This window comes from Microbacterium sp. ZXT2-5, from assembly GCF_055329545.1.
Genome location: NZ_JBUZWD010000002.1, coordinates 775,778 through 795,553 on the forward strand (window position 1 = coordinate 775,778; position 19,776 = coordinate 795,553).

General features: G+C 67.2%; 20 protein-coding genes and 1 pseudogene. 6 read left to right on the forward strand and 15 right to left on the reverse strand.

What is annotated here, in order from left to right; all coding sequences use genetic code 11:
- The first annotated feature begins 213 nt into the window (after positions 1-213).
- Complete coding sequence (locus tag ACZBH1_RS17200) at positions 214-1,881, forward strand: GspE/PulE family protein (RefSeq protein ID WP_463647019.1); 1,668 nt, start codon at positions 214-216, stop codon at positions 1,879-1,881.
- A gap of 7 nt (positions 1,882-1,888) precedes the next feature.
- Here ACZBH1_RS17200 and ACZBH1_RS17205 read toward each other — a convergent pair whose 3' ends face one another.
- From ACZBH1_RS17205 to ACZBH1_RS17260, 12 genes and pseudogenes are all read right to left on the reverse strand, one after another.
- Positions 1,889-3,124: a type II secretion system F family protein gene (locus tag ACZBH1_RS17205; protein WP_463647020.1), complete on the reverse strand. Its 1,236-nt coding sequence runs from the start codon at positions 3,122-3,124 to the stop codon at positions 1,889-1,891.
- 1 nt (position 3,125) lies between these two features.
- Positions 3,126-4,391 carry a type IV pilus twitching motility protein PilT gene (locus ACZBH1_RS17210; protein WP_463647021.1) on the reverse strand — a complete coding sequence of 422 codons (1,266 nt, stop codon included), beginning with the start codon at positions 4,389-4,391 and terminating at the stop codon, positions 3,126-3,128.
- The gene (locus ACZBH1_RS17215; protein WP_463647022.1) at positions 4,388-5,083 is read right to left on the reverse strand and encodes a hypothetical protein; all 696 of its coding nucleotides are present in this window, start codon (positions 5,081-5,083) and stop codon (positions 4,388-4,390) included. Before ACZBH1_RS17215 ends, ACZBH1_RS17210 begins: the two co-directional genes overlap by 4 nt.
- Positions 5,083-5,730: a PilN domain-containing protein gene (locus ACZBH1_RS17220; RefSeq protein ID WP_463647023.1), complete on the reverse strand. Its 648-nt coding sequence runs from the start codon at positions 5,728-5,730 to the stop codon at positions 5,083-5,085. The genes ACZBH1_RS17215 and ACZBH1_RS17220 overlap by 1 nt, the downstream gene beginning before the upstream one ends.
- Positions 5,727-6,737 (reverse strand): pilus assembly protein PilM, encoded by a 1,011-nt coding sequence (gene pilM, locus ACZBH1_RS17225; RefSeq protein WP_463647024.1) that lies wholly within the window; start codon positions 6,735-6,737, stop codon positions 5,727-5,729. Before pilM ends, ACZBH1_RS17220 begins: the two co-directional genes overlap by 4 nt.
- Positions 6,738-6,765: 28 nt before the next feature.
- Positions 6,766-7,650, reverse strand: coding sequence for a prepilin peptidase (locus tag ACZBH1_RS17230; protein WP_463647025.1), 885 nt, complete (start codon positions 7,648-7,650; stop codon positions 6,766-6,768).
- A 3-nt stretch (positions 7,651-7,653) separates the two neighbouring features.
- Positions 7,654-9,240, reverse strand: coding sequence for a hypothetical protein (locus tag ACZBH1_RS17235; RefSeq protein ID WP_463647026.1), 1,587 nt, complete (start codon positions 9,238-9,240; stop codon positions 7,654-7,656).
- Positions 9,228-9,770 (reverse strand): PilW family protein, encoded by a 543-nt coding sequence (locus ACZBH1_RS17240; RefSeq protein WP_463647027.1) that lies wholly within the window; start codon positions 9,768-9,770, stop codon positions 9,228-9,230. Before ACZBH1_RS17240 ends, ACZBH1_RS17235 begins: the two co-directional genes overlap by 13 nt.
- Complete coding sequence (locus ACZBH1_RS17245) at positions 9,767-10,120, reverse strand: hypothetical protein (protein ID WP_463647028.1); 354 nt, start codon at positions 10,118-10,120, stop codon at positions 9,767-9,769. Before ACZBH1_RS17245 ends, ACZBH1_RS17240 begins: the two co-directional genes overlap by 4 nt.
- A gap of 118 nt (positions 10,121-10,238) precedes the next feature.
- Entirely contained in the window at positions 10,239-10,667 is a 429-nt protein-coding gene (locus ACZBH1_RS17250) for a type IV pilin protein (protein ID WP_463647029.1), read from the reverse strand.
- A 245-nt stretch (positions 10,668-10,912) separates the two neighbouring features.
- Complete coding sequence (locus tag ACZBH1_RS17255; RefSeq protein ID WP_463647073.1) at positions 10,913-11,491, reverse strand: hypothetical protein; 579 nt, start codon at positions 11,489-11,491, stop codon at positions 10,913-10,915.
- 525 nt (positions 11,492-12,016) lie between these two features.
- Positions 12,017-12,205, reverse strand: a pseudogene (locus tag ACZBH1_RS17260) (DUF2510 domain-containing protein); the annotation flags it as partial.
- A gap of 68 nt (positions 12,206-12,273) precedes the next feature.
- On the opposite strand from ACZBH1_RS17260, the gene ACZBH1_RS17265 reads away from it, so the two are divergent.
- The 3 genes from ACZBH1_RS17265 to ACZBH1_RS17275 all read left to right on the forward strand — a co-directional run bounded on the left by ACZBH1_RS17265 (position 12,274) and on the right by ACZBH1_RS17275 (position 15,223).
- Positions 12,274-12,654, forward strand: coding sequence for a hypothetical protein (locus ACZBH1_RS17265; RefSeq protein WP_463647030.1), 381 nt, complete (start codon positions 12,274-12,276; stop codon positions 12,652-12,654).
- A 62-nt stretch (positions 12,655-12,716) separates the two neighbouring features.
- Positions 12,717-13,745 carry a lactonase family protein gene (locus ACZBH1_RS17270; RefSeq protein ID WP_463647031.1) on the forward strand — a complete coding sequence of 343 codons (1,029 nt, stop codon included), beginning with the start codon at positions 12,717-12,719 and terminating at the stop codon, positions 13,743-13,745.
- Positions 13,746-13,837: 92 nt separating this feature from the next.
- The gene (locus ACZBH1_RS17275; RefSeq protein WP_463647032.1) at positions 13,838-15,223 is read left to right on the forward strand and encodes an HNH endonuclease signature motif containing protein; all 1,386 of its coding nucleotides are present in this window, start codon (positions 13,838-13,840) and stop codon (positions 15,221-15,223) included.
- 4 nt (positions 15,224-15,227) lie between these two features.
- Here the strand turns inward: ACZBH1_RS17275 and ACZBH1_RS17280 are convergent, their stop codons facing one another.
- Both ACZBH1_RS17280 and ACZBH1_RS17285 read right to left on the reverse strand, forming a co-directional pair.
- Positions 15,228-15,527, reverse strand: a complete 300-nt coding sequence (locus ACZBH1_RS17280) for a DUF1905 domain-containing protein (RefSeq protein ID WP_336397737.1) — start codon at positions 15,525-15,527, stop codon at positions 15,228-15,230.
- A gap of 34 nt (positions 15,528-15,561) precedes the next feature.
- Positions 15,562-15,990: an SRPBCC family protein gene (locus ACZBH1_RS17285; protein ID WP_452324235.1), complete on the reverse strand. Its 429-nt coding sequence runs from the start codon at positions 15,988-15,990 to the stop codon at positions 15,562-15,564.
- Positions 15,991-16,067: 77 nt separating this feature from the next.
- Between ACZBH1_RS17285 and ACZBH1_RS17290 the strand changes: the two genes are divergently transcribed.
- Positions 16,068-16,655 carry a GNAT family N-acetyltransferase gene (locus tag ACZBH1_RS17290; RefSeq protein ID WP_336397735.1) on the forward strand — a complete coding sequence of 196 codons (588 nt, stop codon included), beginning with the start codon at positions 16,068-16,070 and terminating at the stop codon, positions 16,653-16,655.
- A gap of 101 nt (positions 16,656-16,756) precedes the next feature.
- A complete protein-coding gene (locus ACZBH1_RS17295) occupies positions 16,757-18,673 on the forward strand; it encodes a pectate lyase-like domain-containing protein (protein ID WP_463647033.1) in 1,917 nt (638 codons plus the stop codon).
- A 67-nt stretch (positions 18,674-18,740) separates the two neighbouring features.
- Here ACZBH1_RS17295 and ACZBH1_RS17300 read toward each other — a convergent pair whose 3' ends face one another.
- A complete protein-coding gene (locus tag ACZBH1_RS17300) occupies positions 18,741-19,733 on the reverse strand; it encodes an aldo/keto reductase (protein WP_463647034.1) in 993 nt (330 codons plus the stop codon).
- Positions 19,734-19,776: the final 43 nt, after the last annotated feature.

Here is a 19,776-nt window from a genome sequence, read left to right on the forward strand (position 1 = left end):
CTCAGCGCGCCGGTCTTGACGGCATGCGTATTATGTCGTCTAGGGACTGGGGAGTCTCTTGGCGATTGGGGAGATCGCTGCTGGGGGGTCTTGGGCATAATGACAGGCATGGCTGCACCGTTTCGCTCACGTCGCGAAGCTCGCGGTCGTCTGTCAACCCCTCCCGCAGTTCCGCCCGTCGTCGTACCATCTGGGGATTCAATGGGGGACGCTGTGAGGGGATTGGCGCAAACACTCGTACTGACTGGGGCGGTACGGGCGGCAGACATGTCAGCGGCGCTGGCGCAGACGGGCGAAGGGCCCGAGCTGCAGCGCCTGCTGGTGAGCTCGCATCTGGTGACCGAGGGGCAGGTGGCCGAGGCGATCGCTCTGCACACCGGCCACCGGTATGTCGATCTGGCGAACACGCCGCTCGACCCGAGCGTCGTGGCGCTGGTTCCCGGGAACCTGTGTCGCAAGTACAGCCTGATCCCGGTGGATCGCAAGGGTGACCGCCTGACCGTCGGCGTGCTCGACCCCACGGATATCGTCGCGCTCGACGATGTGGCGAGCATCACCGATCTGTTCGTCGAGCCGGTGGTCGTCGCCGAAGACGCGCTGACGAACATGTTCGAGCGGTTCCTGCGCTCCGACGAAGAGCTCAGCGAGCTGTCGATGTCGATCGAGGAGTCGAGCGAGGCCAACCAGGCCGCGTTCACCGAGAGCCTCGAGGAGCAGGACGACGCCGCGCCCATCGTGCGGTTCGTGAACCTTCTGATCGCGCAGGCGATCAACGACCGTGCGAGCGACATCCACGTCGAGCCGGGCGAGAAGCAGCTGACGGTGCGCTTCCGCATCGACGGCGTGCTGCACGAGATGCAGAAGGCCGACCGGGCGATTCAGGACGGCATCATCTCGCGCCTGAAGATCATGTCGTCGATCGACATCGCCGAGAAGCGCAAGCCGCAGGACGGCCGCCTCTCGGTCACGCACGAGAACCGCACCGTCGACCTCCGCGTGGCCACGCTGCCCACCGTGTGGGGCGAGAAGATCGTCATGCGAATCCTCGACAACACCGGTCAGACGATGGCGATGCGCGACCTGCTGTTCTCGGGCGTCAACGACCGGCGCTTCCGTGAGTCGATCACCAAGCCGCACGGCATGATCCTCGCCACCGGCCCGACCGGTTCGGGCAAGTCGACAACGCTGTACACGGCGCTCCGTTCGATCGCGAACCCGAAGATCAACGTCATCACCGTCGAAGACCCGGTCGAGTACCGCATCGCCGGCATCAACCAGGTGCAGGTGAACAACCGTGCGGGCCTGACGTTCGCGTCGGCGCTGCGGTCGATCCTCCGGTCCGACCCCGACGTCGTGCTCGTCGGTGAGATCCGCGACTTCGAGACCGCGAACATCTCGATCGAGGCCGCCCTCACCGGTCACCTCGTGCTGTCGACGCTGCACACCAACGACGCACCGTCGGCACTCACACGTCTCACCGAGATCGGCTGCGAGCCGTTCCTCGTCGCAACGGCGCTCTCGGCCGTGATCGCGCAGCGCCTCGCACGTCGGTTGTGCATGCGCTGCCGCGAGCCGCTCGTCGAGACGACCGAGGTGCTGACCTCACTCGGCTTCCCGCATGACCCGCACGATCTTCCCGAGCTGTACAAGGCGGTCGGATGCCCCGCCTGCAGCAACACCGGCTACCGCGGCCGCGTCGCGCTCCACGAGATCATGACGTTGAGCGACGAGATCGAGTCGCTGGTCACGACGCGGTCGACCGGTTCGGAGATCCGTCAGGTCGCGCTGGAGCAGGGCATGGTCTCGCTCCGTGAAGACGGCTGGTCGAAGGTCGCGCAGGGGCTGACGACGATCGAAGAGGTGCTCCGGGTCACCGTGTAACGGACGCTTACTGGTTGGCGAGTTCTCCGTACAGCGTGAACATCGGCAGATAGAGGGATATGACCATTCCGCCGATCACGACGCCGAGGCCCACGATGAGCACCGGCTCGATCGTCGAGGACAGCTGTTCCGTCGCCGTCTTGACCTCGTCTTCATAGAAGTCGGCGATGCTCCCGAGCATGTCGACGAGCGTGCCGGACTCCTCACCGACAGACACCATCTGCGGCACCATCGATGGGAAGACTCCTGCCTTCGCCAAGGGCACAGCGAAGGAACGACCCTGACGAATCGACTCCTGGACGTCACGCACCGCCTGCTCGATCTTCCAGTTATTGGAGGCTTGCCCGACGATCGCGAGCGCCTGGATGATGGGGACGCCTGCTTGAAGCATCATGGACAGATTCCGTGAGAACCTCGCGACGGCGATCTTGGTGGTCAGCTTGCCGAAGATCGGCACCTTCAGCTTGAGAGGGTCGACGACGCGCCGGTATTGCTCCGTATGCCGGTTCGCGCGCCACCAGGCGATCGCTACGACGACGGTGAGCGCGATCGCCGGCAGGATCCACCACATGTTCTTCGAGATGGTGACGAGAATCTGAGTGGGCAGCGGAAGCGATGAACCGATGCTCGCGAACATGCCCTCGAACACGGGGACGACGAACGTCACCATCGCGAGGACGCCCACGATCGCGATGAAGAGCACGATCGCCGGATATGTGACAGCTGCTCGAATCTTGTTCTGCAGCTCCGCCTCTCGTCGGTAGTTGTCGGCGATGGAGTTCAGCGCGCCGCCGAGGAAACCGCCGGCTTCGCCGACCTTGATGATGCTGAGCATCAGAGGGGGGAAGGTCTGCGGGTGCCGCGCCAGCGCGGCAGAGAACGAGGAACCCGACTCGACGTCCGCTTGGACCTGCACGAGCGCCGGCTGGAGCCTCTTGTCATCGCTCTGCTCGATGAGGATCGAAAGGGTTCGCATCAGCGGAAGACCGGCGTTGATGAGACCCGCCATCTGACGGGCGAACACTGCCAGCGTCCGCGCAGACACGGTCTTGGTGCCGCCGGGTAGCTTGATGTCGCGATGCAGTCCGGTCTTCGACTTGGGTGTGACCTCAAGCGGCGTGAGGCCCTGTGCCTTGAGCTTGCCGGTTACCGCCGCCTCGCTCGCGGCCTCGACCGTACCCTTGACCACCGATCCGGCTCGCGGGTCGACCGCACGATAGAGGAACTCCTGCACGACAGCCATGTCAGTCCTCTCCGTCCGGAAGCGCCCAGGTCACGTCACGCGCCGTCGGATCGACGCGTCCGCCCACGGTCGGCGTGCCGAATCGGGAGCCCATCCCCACGCCCGTCCCCGATGCCGCGTTGGCAGGAACTGCGTCGAGCTCGCCCTGGCGCCACTCGCCGGCGTGGTGCATCCAGTCCTCGGCATCGAGGTCGCGAGCCCGCACGACGATGCCGTCGAGGCTCTTCGGGTCGACGGCAAAGTCTGCGGCGACATTACGTGCAATCGTGCCGTCGGCTACGAGCCGCCGAAGGTCCTGGTCGAGCGTGTGCATGCCCACGGCCGAACCCGCCTGCATAGCAGAGTACAGCTGTGCGACCTGGCCCTCACGGATCATGTTCGCAACCGCCGGGGTGTTGACCAGCACCTCCGTTGCGATCGTCCGACCGTTGGTTTGCGCGAGCGGCAGAAGCGTCTGGCTGATGATCCCCTGAAGCGTGTCACCGAGCTGTGTCCGGATCTGGTGCTGCGCATCTGCGGGAAAGACATCGATGATGCGGTTGATGCTCTTCGCAGCGCCCTGCGTGTGCAGCGTCGAGAGGACGAGGTGTCCGGTCTCCGCGGCCGACAGGGCAGTGGAGATCGACTCGGGATCGCGAAGCTCCCCGATGAGGATGACGTCAGGGTCCTGGCGCAGCACACGACGGAGGGCCTCCGCAAACGAGTTCGTGTCGCGGCCGACCTCGCGCTGGTGCACGAGCGAACGCTTCGACTCGTGGTGGAACTCGATCGGGTCCTCGATCGTGATGATATGCGCCGGAATCAGCTGGTTGATGATGTCGACCATCGCGGTGAGCGTTGTCGACTTCCCCGAACCCGTGGGACCCGTCAGCAGCACAAGACCACGAGGGCGAAGCGCGAGGTCGCGCGCGATCGGCGGAGCGCCGAGCTCGTCCAGCGAATAGACCCGGTCGGGGATGTATCGCAGTGCGATCGCGATCGAGCCGAGTTGGCGGTACACGTTCGTGCGGAACCGGCCGATGCCCGGTGTGGCGTGTGCGAGGTCGACCTCGCCGTGCTCGAGGAAATCACGGCGCTGGCTCTCCGTCATGAGATGGAAGGCCGTCTTCTCCACCCAGTCCTCGGAAACTGGTCCCGGGTACCCGGGAACCGGAGTCAGATCCCCGTCGATGCGCAAGAGCACGGGAGCATCGGCGGTGATGTGAACGTCGGATGCCCGCAATCGGGCACCCTGCGCGAGCAGCGACTCGAAGTCGAGGTCAGTCATTCCGCCGAGCCTTCCGTGTCGAGGTAAGCGAGAGCCGTGATCTGGACGTCGATCGTCCCCTCGCCGGTCTGATTCGAGACAGCCGTCACGATGCTGAGGAGCCGAGGGCCCGTCCGCAGCGCATCGAGGAAACCCGTGACCTGTGCCATATCCGCGCCGGACGCGGTGATGATGAAGTCGACCTGTTGACGGCCCGACGCGAGATCATTCTCAGGCACGGCCGCCGGCGTCGACGACGGGACGGTGGGTGGTGCGCCCGCCCCCTCCGGGGCCGCCGGCGCTGGCGTCGGCGTCGGCTGTGGCGTCGGCGCCGCAGCCGCGGACTCGTCGGCATCCGCGCCCGTGCGGGCAACGAACGAGACCTGCTCGCCCGCAGTCGCGGCGGTGAGGGACACCCCCGACGCCTCGGCCGCCCGCCCGATGACCTCGAACACGTCATCGAACTGGCCGGTAGCAGGAATCTGCGACCGAAGACCGTCGACATTCTGATTGATCGTGTCGAGGTTCTCCTGCTCGCCGCGGAGACTGTCGACCTGCGTCTCGTACACGGCGTTCGATGCCGCGACGGTCGCGGTCTGCGCGTCGACGCTGACCGCCTGAAAGTAGAGCGGCAACGCGACGAGGAACACGCCGAGAGCGACGATGCCGATAGCAATGACCAGACCTACCGCAGTCACCAGTTGCTTCGGCATCAGTTCACTCCCTCATCGGTGGCGTACTGCCCGGAATAGATCGACTGGTCGAACACGACGTCCAGGACGTATGCGAACCGAGCCTCGGATACCTCACTGGAGGTTACGGAACGCCCGTCGGCAAAGAGCACGCCCTCCACGCCGCGCAGAGATCGAATGATGGCCACGATGTCCAACGGTGTGGGACTGTCGACTCTCACCGTTCCGACCAAGCCCGGCTCCACGGTCGGATCTTCGCCCTGTGGAACGCCTCCGGCGCTGACGTCGAACCCGGTCAGCGCAGCGTCGCCGGGAAGAACTGCCGTGATCTTGGCAACGACGGGCGCCCACTCGAAGTCGGTGGCCATCGCCTCCCCGCGAAAGGCCGTCAACTCTGATTCCGTTGCAAGGGCCTCACTGACCTCTGACAGCGACGCGATCTCGGTGAGAAGCGTATTCGTGCGCGCCTGCTCAGCCGCGAGCCGCTGATCGGCGAACAGCTTGAACGCGAACGCACCGACGATGATCAAGCCCGCGACGAGAGCGGCCGCGAGCACGATCCATACCCACAGCCGCACGGTTTTGTCGCGCTCACGGCGAATCAGCTCCGACCGCGGCATGAGGTTGACCCGCGGCATACCGGCGAGTGGCGACGAAATCGCGGTCACCGTCGCACCTCCCCAAGTGCGATACCGACCGTGGACACGAGATTGAGAGCCACGTCGCCGTTGGGCGGCGGAGTGGTCATCTGAATCACATCTCCCACGGAGATGACCCGAAGCTCGGCGTCGATCGCCGCGTCGAGCGCTTCCATCACTCCCTCCGCTGCCGCGCCGGCTCCGGCCACGAAGACGCGAGATACTGCCAACCCATTCGAGCGGCTACTGAAGAAGGCGAGCGTGCTTCGAAGACGCGCCGCCAGATCCTGTACGCCCGGAGACTGAGCCGCTCGTATTCCGCCCCGCGTGCGCCCAGAGCCGCCGTTTCCCCCGACGAGCTCGAGAGCGGGCTCCGCCATCGCCTCGACACTGCGTCGTTGCACGGCCGAGGTTGCGACGTCGATCGGAAGTATGCGTACGAAGAGCGGCACGCCGCCACGCGAGACTACGAGCTGCGTCGTGTGATCGCCGATATGTACCGTCGCGGCGACCTCTTCGGTTCCAGCCAGGGGTGCCGTGGCTCGAGACAGCCCGAACGCCGTGAGATCCACCGCTTGCACGCGCACCTTGACTTTCGACAGCGTGGTGACGATCTGCTCGATGTTCTCCGACACGGCCGCGACGAGGAGCCCGGATACCTGGTCGTTCTCCTGGGACAGCGGGAAGAAGTCGAGTACCGCCTGGCTTGAAGGCACGGGAAGCAGGTCCTGCACCTGATAGGGCAGCGCTTCACGCAGGAGATCCGGACGCATGGCCTGCGTCGTGTACTCGCGGACGAGAATTCGCCGGCTGGCGACGCCGAGCACAGCGTTCTTGCTCTTGAACCGCGCGCCAGTCCAGAGCTGCCGTAGCGCGACGGCGACAGTCCCGGCGTCGAGCACTTCCGAATCTCGCGCGGCTTCCGGCGGCAACGGCACCTCGCCATATGCGATGAGATGCGGTTTTCGGCCGAGTGAGAGTTCGGCGGCGCGCACGCTTTCCTCCGTCACCTCCAGCGCGACGATCGTCTTGCTCATCTTCTTCCCTTCCCCCGGACCGCGGCGATCACGCCCCGGTGAACAGATTCACATACCAGCGGCCGAGCGCTTCGCCTGCGAACACACCGGTCCACGCGCCAAGGATCATCCATGGACCGAACGGTATCGCGGTCTTTCGTCCGGCGCGTCGAAGGAGCATCAACACGATCCCGAATACGCCCCCGTACAGAAATGCGGCGAACGCCCCTACCACGATCGCACCCCACCCAAGCCATCCCAGGTAGATCCCGATCACACCCGCGAGCTTGACGTCACCTCCCCCCATGCCAGTCGGTCGCACAAGGCGGAGACCGGCATAGAAGAGATACAGCGCAGTCATGCCGATGCCCGCTCGCAGAAGGGCGCCCCACTCCGCGGTCAGCCAGGCCGCGAGGGTGAGCAGAGCACCCGCGACCAGGTAGCTCGGGAGGACAATCGCGTTCGGCAGACGGCGCGTGTCGAGATCGATCAGGGTGAGCACGATGCTGACCGCTGCGAAATAGAGGAAGGCCACGACGACGAGACAAAGTCCCCACACATCCGCGGGCACCGCAATGCCGTCGACAGTCGGGAGCGCGAGATACTCGGGCAGCGTCGCGTTCAGCAGACCATCGTAGATGGCGAGTCCCCACCACGTCACGATGGCGAAGGCGAGTCCAGTGAATGCTTCAACGATCGGATAGCGCGGCGAAATGGACGCCTTGCAGTGCGCGCAACGACCGCCCAACGCGATCCAGCCGAGCACCGGGACGTTGTGCCACGGCTTGATCGCGACGTCGCAGTGCGGGCAGCGACTCTCCCGCATCAACGAGACCTTCGCAGGCAAACGATATGCGACAACGTTCAAGAACGAACCGATCAGAAGTCCCAACACCGCCGCAACAATGACGAAGAAAATGACGAGTTGCGTCATCTATCAACGCTCAGTCTGATAGACGAGTTCGCCGAGCTTCTGAACGATCGTGCTGTCGTCGAGCACACCGTCCTCACCCTTGATAGTGCACCCCAGTTTCGGCAACACCACCGGCCATGTCATCGGCTTGCAGGTGTACACGGAGCTCTGAACGAAGTGGGTGGTGTCGTCGGCGTACAGCTGACCGGAGAAGCTCGCATTGACGGTTCCGCCGAGGCCGCAGGGCGCATAGACCATGAGCCGCACGTCCGGGTCCACCAGGCCGGCGACATCGAATTGATCTTGCGTGCTGCCATTTCCGCAGGTCGGGAGGTTGTCCGCCGTGTTGTCAACGTGAACGAAGAAGATTTGTCGTGTCGCCCCGCCGTCTTGAGTAGTCCCGGAAATGTCCACCTTGAGTCGCTTGCCCGCCGGGCTCAGGATCACCACATCGCGATTGACCGTCACATTGTTCAACGCGAGGTCCAGGGTCTGGCCGGTGAACGGTGCCGCACCGTTTGAGCACGGAGTCAAATCCAGCACAAGCGGACCGCCACTCGCGGAGATCAGGGAAACCAGCTGCGCCGCGGTCTTGGTGCAGACGTTCGGTTCGCGCGTGCCCCAACTCGCCGAGGCCGGCAAGTCGATCCATTGCGTGGCGGCCATCAACCAAGCGAGCGTCGGGACGAAGACAGGGTCGTCAGGTGAAGCCGCCGTCTGCGCACCGGTCGTCCAGCTCGTATTCACATCTACGTTATTTCGCGACGTCACCGTGCCGCCGACGACGCCGGTTCCGCCACCGCTCAGCGTTACGTCACCCTTGGCGTGGATGTTGCCCGCCACCGAGTTGCTGCCCGTCGAGGGAAGACTCACAAGTCCGTTGGTCGTGATACTCCCTGTGCTCTCACTCGAGGGGCGGGCATCAACGCGCCAGTCGTTGCCGTTGCTCGTGACGTTGCCATTGGCGTAGATATCGCCGTTGATCCTGCAACCGGTGGAGATGCTGACCGTTCCGGTGAGCACGTACAGGTCGCCGTCCAGCAGACCGTTGATGTTGCACGACCAGTTCCCGTCGCGAAGCACGAGGTCGCCGGTGTAATGCGCGACGCCTTGAGTGATGCTTCCCGCAAAGTATGTGACCACACCCCCCGGCACGTCGGAATACGTTCGCTCCCACTCATAGACGGAGTCGACGGTCGAAGTAGAGCCGTCCGGACCGGAGCCTGTCGAGCGGACGACGACCCACGCGTCCGACGCGGGGCACGCGGATGAACTCAGATCATCGAAGTTGGTAGGCGGGTTGGGGCCGGTCTTCGCGACCGTACGCACCGCATAGGTGAAGGTCGGGCCGGTCCCAGACCCCGACATGTCGGTCGTCGCGCAGCCATCCGAGAGCGCCGCCACAGCGACATCCCGCCCTGACTCGGCCGCAATGAAGGCCTGGGTCGTTCCTTTGTTCGTCACGTTGGCCTGAAGCGTGAACACGACGCTGGCGGCGATCATGCCCACGATCAAGAACCCAACGAACATGACAACGACGACGGTCACGAGCACCGCGCCGTCCTCCTCATGTTGAAGAGGTGCGCGCGGACGTCGATTCAAGGCCAGCATGGTGTGGACCCTCCTGTTGCCGGCGTGCGCATGGAAGCTTCACCCTGAAAGCGCACCGGCGAGGACTCGGTGGTGATGTCGAACGTGAATGTCACGCTGAGCCCGTCCTGCTCGAAGAACCGCGTGGAGCCGTTTTGCACGATTCCTGACTGCCACGGGTCCGGCCAGTCCGGCGTGATAGCGAATGGCAGCGCGGTTGCCGAGGTGGTCATGTACGCCGCTCCGCCGTTCATCCAGAAACCCTGGCAGCGCCGTGACCCATCGAGCCGCGTATCCACCCGAAGCATCGTTCCGTCGGTCGACACGTCGAACGCCTGGGCATTGCGCATTGCGCGCTCGATGCTCTGGCCAATGAGTTGTCCGCGGTTTGTCGCCTCATTCGTTGTCTGCACGTCCCTTTGCGTGCTCCATGAGTTCACCAGGATGGTGGCCATCGCCACCAACAGCACCGATGCGAGCAGCATGTAGATGATGAGTTCGATAAGCGACAGACCAGCCTCGTCCCCTTCATCGCCCGCGTAACGGGTCATGGCACATACACAATCGCGGAGACCGTCGCGAGAGTCTGGCTCGAAGCATCTGTCGCGGAGAGAGTCACCGTGACCATTTTCGAAACCGCGGGGCACGGGGTGAACGTCCCTGCACTCTGCAGCGTCCGCCCAGCACCGTCTGTGAAGCTCTGCGTGCCCGTGGCTGCAACGATGCTCGCGCAAGTCGGGTTGTCCCGAACGCTCTCGATAAGGGAATTCAGCTCGCGCACGGCGGTCGCTGTGGCAGACTGCTCGCTCGAGTATCGGATGCCCTGCCACAGTGCCGGGAGTATCGCGATGGCGATGACAGCGAGCAGGAACATGCCGATGATGATCTCGATGATTCCCAAACCATCCTCGGACTTACCCCGTCCCCACATCGCACACCTCCCCGCGTGCCCGCCCCGCTCTAATGATGCCACGAGGGCCGGGGGCTAGCGGCCCCCGGCCCTCGCACCTCAGACCTGGCTAGCAGCCGGGTCCGGCGTATGCAACGGTCGTAGTCGGCGCCGGAACAGTGGCACCGGGCGCAGGGGGAGCAGTGGCCCCCGTGTACGCCGCGACACAGATGTCGGTCACGGTGACGCCCGAACCAACGAGCGCGGTCGTGATCCCATTCGACCCTGCGGAAGCAGCAGCCTCCTGCACCGTCGGCGATGCCGGCGAATCTGCTGCGGCCGCGGCAGCGGCAGTGGCCCCGTTGGCAGCCGCGGCCGCGTTCGCGTTGATCTGCGCCTGCGCCTGGATGTTCGCGAAGATCGGGATCGCGACGGCGACGAGGATGCCGAGGATCACGACGACGATGATGAGCTCGATGAGCGAGAAGCCGCCCTCTTCGCCCTCTTCCGCGCGACGCTGCTTCAGAGCGTCCATGTAGTTCTTGATGGTTGCACGCATAGCGCTGTTACTCCCCATTCCGAGTGTCAAGGTCAACTTCGACGAACCGGCACACTGAGTACCGGTTAGTCCATTTCCCCAATAACGAAATCCCAGCTAGTCGAAGCTGGGTAGTAGGGATACACACACACGTGCGTGAATCCCCTCCCCGAGACTGAGCATGGCGGGCCGAGGCATCCGGTGTCAACGCAGCTGTGGGCAAGGTTTCCTGAAGAATGGCTTAAGACGAGCGAGCACGCTCGTCGTCACGCGGCGATCGCGACTGTCACCAGAATCAGGACGGTCGCGAGCCACACCGTCAGAAGCGCCGAGACGACGAGTGCGACCACCGATCCCGCCTTCTGCGTCGGGCGCTGCACCGCGACCACGAGTCCCCCGATCGCCAAGAAGAAGGCCGTGACGGCCAACCCGAGATTCACCATGCTCGCGGTGCCCGCGAGCAAGGGGTCGTAGGCAGAAAGCCACCAGACCACGGCGATTCCGCCCAACAGGCTCAGTCCGCTGACGATGAGCGACGCCGTGGCGGCCCCGTTTCTCGCCGACTTCTCCGGCAGCGACCTCGTCAGTTCACCGACGTACGCGCTCGACACCGGGTGGTAGACGAGGGGCCGCGGCATCCGATCCTCGTCCGCAGCAGTTGCCGGTCGCACCACGATCTGGTCGGGGAACCGCTCGGCCAGCAGCTCGCCGTCGGAGACCGGTGGGGGTACCTCCGGCTCGTCGGTCTCCGGGTCAGTGGTCAGCGCGGAGGAAGGCTCCTTCGACCCACCCTCGGCAGACGGGTCGACGGCGGCACCCGACCCGGTGCGGGTACGGCGGAGCACAGCTGAATTCGCTGAAGCCTCCCGTTCGGTTCCCTCGCGGCCGGGACGCGGTTCACCGGCGGGAAGGTTCGGGCTCGCTGGCTCCGCGCGCGGCGCCGGCGGCGACGTGTCACCCAGTGTCGACTCGAACGTCGACACCGTCGGCTGATCCGGGAGCGCGCCGGGTGGAACGTCAGGCATCGAAGATGCGTTCGCTGCGGCCGCGGCGCGTCGCGTCGCCGCCGGCTCGGGCGAGGTCTGGATGGGACCGGAGAGAGTGGACACCGGAGGAGGCCACGCGTGCACAGCAGCGGTCTGCGCCGGTGCGACCTGCTCGACCGCCGATGGGGCGGGCGTCGCGGCATCCGACGTCGACACGGCGAAGAACGCCGCAATGTTGCTTCGCCGCTCCGTCGGCTCGGCATGCGACCGCCGCGTGTGACGACGCTGCGCACGACTCGTCCCCCGTGACGCGCGCGCGGCGGGCTCGACGGCAGTGGGTGCCCTAGACAGCGGCCCATCGGACGGCGGCGGAGCCGCGGCATCCGTCGTCGTGAATCGATAGTGCTGCGTCCAGGCAGCACCATCCCACCACCTCAGGCGGGCGGCACCCGGTGACTCGGCGTACCAGCCCGGCGGCGGTCCCCCAGTAGACCGATCGGACATCATGCTCCCCAGCAGAATGATTCTCGCTCGAGGCCAACTTAGCGGGTCGCGACGGTCATCCGCAGACATCCCTCATCCACTCCAGGGACACGGGAGGTCCCGATGATCGGAGCACGCGCGCGCGCCGAAGGCGCTCGATGAGCGGCGACCCAGACGGCGAGGGGAAGCTGGCGCACTCGCAGTCCGAGCTGGTGCGTCCGGCGCCGATCGCGTATCTCGATCAGGCCGGTCGCATCCGCCGCGTGGGCGATGCGGTCATCAGCCAGCACCTGCAGAGGCAGATCGCGAGGCAGTTCGCCGGTCTGATCGGCCTGGTGCAGAACACGGTCGAGGAGTGGGCCGACGACATCCGCGCGCGCCTGGAAGAGATGTACGCAGAAGCCGAACCGCACGTCATCGCGAGCTGGCCGACGCCCGTGTTCGAGGCGCAGCCCGCCTGCGACTTCTCGGCAGACTCCAGATGGCGGCCAGGGTCGGTCTTCACCCACTATCTGAGCGTCGAACCTGCGGACGAGTGAAGCGGATGCCTCCGCCCGGGCCGACCCCCATCGGCGGGGTGTCGCGCGCCTACGATCGACGCATGACGCAATCGCATCTCATCCTCGTGGCGAACGCCGGTGACGGCAGCATCAGCACGTTCCAGTTGACGGACGGCGCTCTCGAGCGGATCGCCGTGACCGAAGGACTGAACGGATGCTCCACCTTCGCCGTCGACGCCGCCCGCGACCTCGTCTATGCCGGCGTCAAGGGTGAGCCCGCCGCGATCGTGACCTTGCGCCTGGACCGCAGCTCAGGGCGCCTGTCGGAGGTGTCGCGTCGCGACCTGCCCGACGGCGGCATGAACTACCTCGCTCTCACCCGCGACGGCGCTGGGCTTCTCGGCGCATCGTACGGCGGAGGATATGGAATCAGCGCCACGATCACCGATGGGGTGGTCGGCGAGCCGGTGTCGCGGGTGGAATTCCCGAACCTGCACTCGGTGCTGCCCAGCGCCGACAGCCGTTTCGCGTACTTCGTGTCGCTCGGCGCCGACCTCGTCGCGCAGTACGCCCTCGACGATGACCTGCGCCTCGTCGCGTTGACGCCCGAGACCGTCGCGGCGCCGAAGGGCAGCGGCCCGCGGCACCTCGTGCTAAACGACGCGCAGGATGCCGTGTACGTGCTGACGGAGTTCTCGGCCGAAGTGCTGCACTTCGCCCGCGACACCTCGAACGGAACGCTCGAGCTGGTGGGCGCAGCATCCGCTTTCAATCCGTCCAAGGGCCTGAAGCACAGCCGGTTCGGTGCCGACCCGAAGGCCGAGCACCTCATCTGGGGCGCCGACCTGCACTTCGGTGCGCAGGGCCGGTGGCTGTGGGCCTCGGAGCGCACCGAGAGCACGCTCGGTGCGGTATCCGTCGCGGACGACGGGTCGGTGTCTGCCCCCACCGGGTTCACGGTCACCGAAGAGCAGCCCCGTGGCTTCGCGCTCAGCCCGGACGGCGCGTATCTCGTCGCGGCGGGCGAGCGCTCGACGTCCGTGGCACTCTACGCGGTGGACGCGGACCGGCTCGAGCTGCTGCAGCGTGCCGAGACCGGCGGCGGGGCCAACTGGGTGCGCTTCGTCTGAACCGGCGTGATTCGGTCGGCGGCACAGCTGAGCACGGCAGGCGTTTCTCGAATATAGGTGCGAATGTCGGAGGTGGCGTCTAAGATTCAGTTATGGAGATTTCATCGGATGCCGCGGCGCCGCTGCCGGCCTGGATCGATGACGACCCCTGGTTCCAGCTCGGCCCATGGGAGGCGCCCGAGTTCGAAGACTTCGTTCCCGACGTCGACCTCGACGCGCTGCAGGCGAGCGGTGAGATGCACTCGGTCGGGCTCAAGGCCATCGAGTACGCGACGGTGCGCAGCCGCATCCTTCTCGCCGAGCAGTACGCGGGCATCGCGTCCGTGCTTCGGGACGCCGCGGACTGCCCAGACCCGTGGACCGGCCCCGATCCGACCCTCGACCCCGCATGGCGTGATCCGCAGGGCCGCTCGGTCGGTGCCGTGCGCGCGGAGCGCCGCGACATCGCGGTGCGCTCGGCCGCGGCAGACGTGGCGGTGCGGCTCGGGCTGTCCGAGGCGATCGTGCGCACGCGCGCCTTCCACGTCGACACTCTCCGTGAACGATGCCCCCTCGTGTGGGCGGCGTTCGCGTCCGGTGCCGTCTCTGAGCAGAACGCGAACACCGCGGCGCAGCACGCCGCTTCGCTCCCCCGTTCCGCCTCGGAGGTGTGGGCGCAGTTCGACGCGCAGGTGATCGAGGGAGCACGGCGGATGCCGCCCGGCAAGTTCCGTCTTCGCGCCCGCGTCGTCCGTGAGCGAGTGCACCCTGAGTCCATCGACGATCGGCACCGTCGGGCCGCCGAAGACCGTCGGATCTGGACCACCGCCGAGCCCGACGGCATGGCGACACTGAGCATCTTCGGCCCCGCCGCCGAGGTGCAGGCCGCCCAGCGCCGGGCGGACGCCCATGCCCGACACCTGCGCGACCAGCCCGGCGAAGAGCGCACCGTCGCGCAGATCCGCGCTGACGTGCTCCTCGACCTCCTGGCGCACGGCGAGACCCCGCAGACCGGCCCCGCGCCCGCGCGCGCCGCGGTCGCCGTCACCGTCCCGGTGATGACGCTCCTCGGCCACGACGACGAGCCGGCGACGCTCGACGGCTACGGCCCGATCGACGCCGACACCGCCCGTCGCCTCGCCGGCGAGGCCGCCAGCTGGGTGCGCATCCTCACGCACCCCATCACCGGCACGGTGCTCGACGTCGATCGGCGCACCTATCGCGTTCCCACAGCGCTTCGCCGCTGGCTCGGCGTGCGCGACCCGGTCTGCATCGGCCCCGGCTGCACCCGCCCCGCCCGCGACTGCGACATCGACCACCGCCTCGACTGGCAGTACGGCGGCACCACGACCGACACGAATCTCGCTCCGCTCTGTGAACGGCATCACGTGCTCAAGACGAAGAGCGCGTGGAAGCTCCATCGGGACGAGAGCACCGGCGTCACGTGGTGGGTCACACCGACCGCCCGCATCGTCGACCCCGAGCCCCCACCCTGGTGACCCGTCAGCCGTCCAGCACCTCGAGCCGCACCGTCACCGGACCCCCGTCGGCGAGCCCCTCGGCATCGCGCACGGCCTTCTTCAGCGGCAGCACGTACGACCCCGACCCGGAGTCCGGGAAGATCGACGTCGCCCACTCCGTGCCGCCCACCCGCGCCCGCACGCGCACCGACCCGAAACCGCGAGACGGCCGCGGAATCTCGCGGATGTCCGCGCTCAGCTCGGGCGGCACCGACGTGAAGAACCACGACGCATCGTCACGGGCATCCCAGCGCCACACCTCGCCGTCGAACTCGATGATCACGAGCTGAAGACTAGCGAGCGGGTCGGACGTCCCGTCAGAGGTGCTCGCCCGGCGGACCGCCGTGCCGGTCGACGAGCCGCTGCAGGCAGCTCGACCAGCCGTCCACGTGCTGCGTCCGCTCGTCGGCGGTCGCGAACCCGGAATGCCGCACGATCACACGGGTCGTGGCATCCGCCGCCTCTTCCAGCTCGATCCCGACGTCGGTGGTGTGCTCCTCCCCCGCCCACCGCCACGCCAGCCGCAGGCGGTGCGGCGCCTCGAAGCCCAGCACCGTCGCCTCGACTGCGATGCCGGCCACCTCGGAGCGCACCTGCCATGGCCCCAGCTCGTGCACCTCGACGAGCGCGGTCGTCTCGAACCGCGGCGGCCAGAACCAGCTGACGAGCAGGTCGCCGAGCGTGAACTCCGCCCAGACCACGTCGACGGATGCCGCGACCAGCGCCTCTTCGGTGAGCTCATGCATCTCAACACCGTACGCCCGAGCAGCCGCAGCCGACCGCTCCTGTCGCGCACGTCGGAGGGCGGGTCTACGCTCCCGCCATGAGCGCACTCCGCTTCGTCCCCGCGAACGAGGCGTCGTGGGACGACCTGCAGGCGATCCTCACCGGCGCCGCCGGACGCTGCCAATGCCAGCGACAGCGACTCGGCGACCACGACTGGTGGTACATGCCCGAGAGCGAGCGGGCCGCGATCCTCGAGGCCGAGACGCACTGCGGCGATCCGCGCGCCACCGAGACCATCGGCATCGTCGGGTACGACGACGCCGAGCCCGTCGCGTGGGCGGCGGTCGACCGCCGCGGGGTGTACGGACGCGTGCGCGGATCACCCGTCCCCTGGCAGGGACGCACCGAAGACCCCGACGACGACTCCGTCTGGGCGATCCCGTGCCTGGTGGTCCGCAAGGGCCATCGCGGCCAGGGCCTCACCTACCCGCTCGTCGCGGCCGCCGCCGAGCACGCACGCGCTCGCGGAGCCGCGGCCGTCGAGGGCTATCCGCTTCTCGCACAGGGCAAGAAGGTCATCTGGGACGAGATGAGCGTCGGCGCCGTCGGGCCGTTCCTCGCGGCCGGATTCCGTGAGATCACGCACCCCACCAAGCGTCGTCTCGTGATGCGACGCGACTTCTGAGCGAGCAAGCGCTGTCCGAAAACAATCCTTGAGAACGCTCCCACGATTGGTTACAGTCCGGTAAGCAACATCGCTTCCCACCCTCGACGGAGAGGTTCCCCATGCCCGCACCTGTTCCCCGCCTCGGTGTCGCTCCGGCGCGCTCCGGGCGCCCCGCCCGGACGGCGCGCCTCCTGGCCGTCGCCACCGGCGCGGCCCTCGTCGCCGGCGCGCTGTTCGCCGCCCCCGCCACCGCCGCGCCGCCGCGGACGGTCGACCCGTTCGACCCCGACTTCGGGCCGAACGTCACGATCTACAGCCCCGACACCCCCGTCTCGCAGATCCAGACCGAGCTCGATGCGCTGCACGCGCAGCAGGTCGACGCCGAGATGGGTTCGGAGCGCCGGTCGGTGTTCTTCCTGCCCGGCCAGTACGGCTCGGCCGCCGAGCCGCTGCAGGCGAAGGTCGGCTACTACACCGAGATCGCGGGCCTCGGCGCCTCACCCGAGGACGTCACCATCCACGGCGCCGTCGAGGTGTACAACCGGTGCCTCGAGAACGGCGGCACGAGCAACTGCCTCGCCCTCGTGAACTTCTGGCGCACCATCTCGAACCTGTCGATCGACATCGACAAGACCGGGCAGGACGGCTGCCGCGCGAGCGCGGAGTTCTGGGCGGTGTCGCAGGCGGTCTCGATGCGACGGCTCGACATCTCGGGCGCGAACCTCTCGCTCATGGATTACTGCACTGCCGGCCCCCAGTACGCCAGCGGCGGCTTCATCGCCGACTCGCGGCTGCCGTTCGTGATCAACGGCTCGCAGCAGCAGTGGCTGATCCGCAACAGCGAGGTCGCCGGCTGGTCGAACGGCGTGTGGAACCAGGTCTTCTCGGGCGTCGTCGGCGCCCCCGACGACACGTCCTTCCCGGACCCGCCGTACACGACCCTCGACGAGACGCCGCTCAGCCGCGAGAAGCCGTACCTCTATGTCGACGACGACGGCCGCTACAACGTGCGGGTACCGGCTGCCGCCGAGGACACGCGCGGGATCACCTGGGCCGAGGGCGAGACTGCGGGGCGCAGCATCCCGATCACGGACTTCTTCATCGCGACGCCCGCGGACTCGGTCAAGGACATCAACAACGCGCTCGCCCGCGGACAGCACCTGATCCTCACGCCCGGCGTCTACGACATCGACCGCACGATCGAGGTCAAGCGCGCGGGCACCGTCGTGCTCGGCCTCGGGCACGCGACGCTCACCGCCGTGGGCGGCGCCGTCCCGATGCAGGTGAAGGATGCCGACGGCATCGTGATCGCCGGCGTCACGATCGACGCGGGCACCGAGCTCTCGCCCGTGCTGCTGCGCGTCGGCGAGCCCGACAGCGACAAGGTGCTCGACGCGGCTAACCCGATCACCCTCAGCGACGTGTACTTCCGCGTCGGGGGACCGCACATCGGCAAGGTGACCACGGCGCTCGAAGTCCACTCGGACGACGTGCTCATCGATCACACCTGGGTGTGGCGCGGCGATCACGGCATCGAGGGCTTCACCGAAGGCGTGAACGGCGACACCGACCGGTGGAACACCAACACCGGCACGAACGGCGTCATCGTCGAGGGCGACCGCGTGACGGCGACCGGCCTCTTCGTGGAGCACTTCCAGCAGTTCAACACGCAGTGGAACGGCGAGGACGGCCACGTGGTCCTCTATCAGAACGAGCTGCCCTACGACCCGCCCACCCAGGCGGACTGGACGCAGCCCGACGGCACGCTCGGCTACCCCGGCTACAAGGTCGCCGACGAGGTCACGACCCACCGCCTCGACGGCGCCGGCGTGTACGTGTTCAACCAGAACAACCCGTCGATCCTCACCGAGAACGGATTCGAAGCACCCGAGACCCCGGGCGTGCAGCTGCACCACATCATGACGGTGAACCTCTCGGCCGGCACGATCCAGCACGTCGTGAACGGCATCGGCGGTCAGGCCGACACGACCAAGATCGGCGTGCCGCAGTACGTCGTGGACTACCCCGCGCCGTAAGGCCGGATGACGGATGCCTCGGCCCGGCGGATCACGCCGGGCCGAGGCATCCGCGTGTCGCGCGTGCTCACCAGAGCGGGTGGATGGACGCCCGCAGATCCCGGTCGTAGACCTCGCGGACGACCCGGTCGAACCCGTCGACGTCGAAGCCGTCGTCGAGGAGCGCACCCGCGGCGGCGTTCGCCTCGGCCTGGCCCACGTTGCGCGCGCCGGGGATGACGCTCGTCACGCCGTCCTGGGCGGCGATCCACGCGAGCGTCGCCGCGGGAAGCGACACGCCGTCCGGAAGAGCGGCGGCCAGCTCGTCGGCGGCCGCGACGCCGGTCTCGAAGTCGACGCCCGAGAACGTCTCGCCGCGATCGAACGCCTCGCCGTGCCGGTTGTAGGTGCGGTGATCGTCGGCGGCGAACGTCGTCTGGGCGGTGTACTTGCCCGACAGCAGGCCCGACGCGAGGGGCACGCGCGCGAAGATCGCGACGCCGGCTGCCTGCGCCGCGGGCAGCACCTCATCGAGCGGCTTCAGCCGGAACGGGTTGAAGATGATCTGCACGTTCGTCACGTTCGGGCGGGCGATCGCGGCGAGCGCCTGCGCGCACGTCTCGACCGACACGCCGTACGCCGCGATCGCGCCGTCCGCGACGAGCGCGTCGAGGGCGTCGTACGTCGTGTCGCGCTCGATCACCGCGGTGGGCGGGCAGTGCAGCTGCACCAGGTCGAGCGTGTCGACGCCGAGGTTGCGGCGCGACCGGTCGGTCCACGCGCGGAAGTTCTCGGGCGTGTAGTTCTCGGGCTCCTGCGCCGCGCGCCTGCCCATCTTGGTCGCGACGGTGATGCCGTGGTCGCCCCGCCCGGCGAGGAAGCGCCCGATGATCGACTCGCTCCGCCCGTCGCCGTAGACGTCGGCGGTGTCGAAGAGCGTGACGCCGTGATCCGCGGATGCCGCGAGCACGGCCGTCGCGTCCTCCTCGCTGACATCGCCCCAGTCGGCGCCGAGCTGCCAGGTGCCGAGACCGATCGCCGACACCGAGCGTCCGGTGCGGGCGAGTGCGCGCTGCTGCATGGGGATCCTCCGCGATCGAGATGAGCGGGTTCCAGCATCCCAC